3 protein-coding genes and 1 pseudogene are annotated in these 2282 nt (G+C 44.9%); 3 read left to right on the top strand and 1 reads right to left on the bottom strand.

Going from position 1 to position 2282, the window contains the following annotated elements:
• On the bottom strand, window positions 1-200 hold a 200-nt coding region (locus RMO52_RS04840; RefSeq protein ID WP_310411399.1), incomplete at its 3' end, for an Hpt domain-containing protein.
• Window positions 201-984: 784 nt separating this feature from the next.
• Here RMO52_RS04840 and RMO52_RS04835 point away from each other — a divergent pair.
• The 3 genes and pseudogenes from RMO52_RS04835 to RMO52_RS04825 all read left to right on the top strand — a co-directional run.
• Entirely contained in the window at window positions 985-1521 is a 537-nt protein-coding gene (locus tag RMO52_RS04835) for a TIGR02652 family protein (protein WP_310411403.1), read from the top strand.
• A 118-nt stretch (window positions 1522-1639) separates the two neighbouring features.
• Complete coding sequence (locus RMO52_RS04830) at window positions 1640-2080, top strand: VOC family protein (protein ID WP_396134888.1); 441 nt, start codon at window positions 1640-1642, stop codon at window positions 2078-2080.
• A 14-nt stretch (window positions 2081-2094) separates the two neighbouring features.
• Window positions 2095-2282 (top strand): annotated as a pseudogene (locus RMO52_RS04825) (hypothetical protein); the annotation flags it as partial.

Below are 2282 nucleotides of genomic sequence, written 5' to 3'. Positions count from 1 at the left end.
TGGGCGGTTGCTTGAATACCTTCAAAACCCAACATTGCGGCACCACCTTTAATCGAGTGAGCGGCGCGAAACATTTCATTGACACGCTCGGCATCAGAGATCACTTCTGCCAGATCTAGTAGTCCTTGCTCTACTGTCTCTAAATGTTCTTGTGCTTCTTCAATAAAGTAGTGAATAATCTGCTGCTTGTTGTCGTCCATTTTCCTGTTCCTAAACAGATATTTTTATATCTTGGTTGTAGCCAAGGTTAACATCAACTTTTCAATAATTGGTTGAATCCTAGCTTGACTTCAATTATTTAAAATTTCGTGGCAAAGCCGTTACCGAAGCAAAAGCTAAGATTGCATGACTATCCCTGCCGCAATCCCATAATTGCTGGCGGTATCCTGTCGGCTGAGAAAACTTTTTCAACCGATAAAGTCATATAGAAAGCCAATCTCAAGCAGATAAAATCGTATATCATAGTTTAAATAGATATATGATATTTGCTAAAATAATAACTAATAATTTACGACATCTTTGACCTGAAGTAATTAGTTCGATCTTATTTTACCCATAATTCTCCATCGAGATATCAGTCTGTGAATTTACGCATATTCCGCGATCGCTACCGAGGTAAGTCAGCAGATCGGGTGCGGCTTCACAGTAAAATCAATTCATCCATATGTTAGAGCCATCAAATAGAGGGTAAGATCTCGCAAACGTCCGAACGACTAACTACTGGGGCTAGTAACAATGCCCGCAAGCGGAGCCATTGATACTAAATAAACGCACTTAGGATAGCATTATCATTCCCACAAATCTGTCAAAACACTCTAATCGCGATTTTGATTTCAAAATTTTGCCACAGCCACCAGTTTGATTCTCCCTAGCGATCCTCGCGCCGATCGGGGAGTGTCAAGTATAATGCAAGAAAGCACACCCAAAGCTCGCAACTGCTTTTCCCTCATCCCGCACAGGCATCTTACCTGCTGCGCTCCTGACATGAACTTTGCTCTTCAGTACCCCATTTTTGGCCCAGAGATTCAGTGTCCCCATTGTCGGCAAACCATTTCCGCTCTGACACTGACAGATACTTATTTATGCTCTCGACATGGGGCTTTTGAAGCAGATCCGCACACGGGCGAATTAGTCCACCTGCAATCGAGCCGACATTGGTGTCTGTGGGAAGGGGAATGGTACCGCCAACACACCCATCCCGACGGGATTCGCTTTGAGATTCATGACGCGTTGGATAAGCTTTACACTCAAGGCTACCGCGCTACTAAGGTAATTATTGCCGAACGCTATCGCGACTTGATCGGTGGTTATCTCGTCGGGGACAATGCGGGCAAAGAAAATCGCCATCACCCTTGGAGTGGTAGCGCCACCGAACAGCCGACAATCCCCCGACTATTTGGGCTGCCCGTCGAATTTAGCCCCGCAGCTAACGATGAACCCTGTTGGAAAGTAATTAATTTCGACCTCGAAAAGGAACCAGGGATTCCGATTCAGTATCCTTATTTTCGGATGTCACCTTAATTAGTGAATAGTGGATAGTGGATAGTGAGTAGGAATTGGGAAAACCAATTATTTTAGGTAGATTATTGACGCTACTATCGTTCGCGATCCACTATCCACTATTCACTATCCACTGTCTATGTTGCATCACATTTCTATCCGCACGGCAGATATCCATCGATCGATCGCGTTTTACGAATGTTTGGGATTTACCATTACCGAGCGGTTTACGACTGGCTATACGCTGGCTTGTTGGATGGCGGGACTCAGCAGTAGGATCGAATTGATTCAAATTCCCGAATCCAAGCCAGCGCCCGATGCCTTCAATGACGAGCATTATGTGGGCTATTATCACCTGTCTTTCGACCTGACGGATCTAGCTGCAAATTTGACAACCTGGCTAGCGGAGTTTGCCACAACTTTACAAACAGCTAGCTTAACAGCACCGAAAATATTGCTGGCACCGACTCAGCAAATCATTGGTGCGACTGTCTATGAAGTGGCTTTCATCGCCGATCCCGACCAGCTTCCCCTGGAATTGCTCTATCGTCAAAAATCGTCTGAATCGGAGCCTTTGTAAACTAATGTTAAGATGTGACGCTAAAACTCTATGCCAGCTTGACAGTCAAGTTTAGACCGATTAAAGTGGAGACATACCCGGGTAAAGCAGTTGAGAATCGTATGGAAGACAAGCAAAAGGTCACTTTGTACCTGCCGCAACAACTACATCGTCAGTTGAAGATTCGATCGGCTGTAGATGCTGATTCAATGTCCAACATCGT

Source organism: Chamaesiphon sp. OTE_8_metabat_110 (assembly GCF_031382685.1).
Taxonomy (GTDB): Bacteria; Cyanobacteriota; Cyanobacteriia; order Cyanobacteriales; family Chamaesiphonaceae; genus Chamaesiphon.
Note: the sequence above shows the minus strand (reverse complement) of the source record. Positions and strands in the feature narration are given on the sequence as shown.

What these genes read in the sequence shown, in the direction of transcription:
- RMO52_RS04835 (WP_310411403.1), top strand. Translation starts at nt 985, where the DNA reads ATGAACTTTGCTCTTCAGTACCCCATTTTTGGCCCAGAGATTCAGTGT.
- RMO52_RS04830 (WP_396134888.1), top strand. Translation starts at nt 1,640, where the DNA reads ATGTTGCATCACATTTCTATCCGCACGGCAGATATCCATCGATCGATC.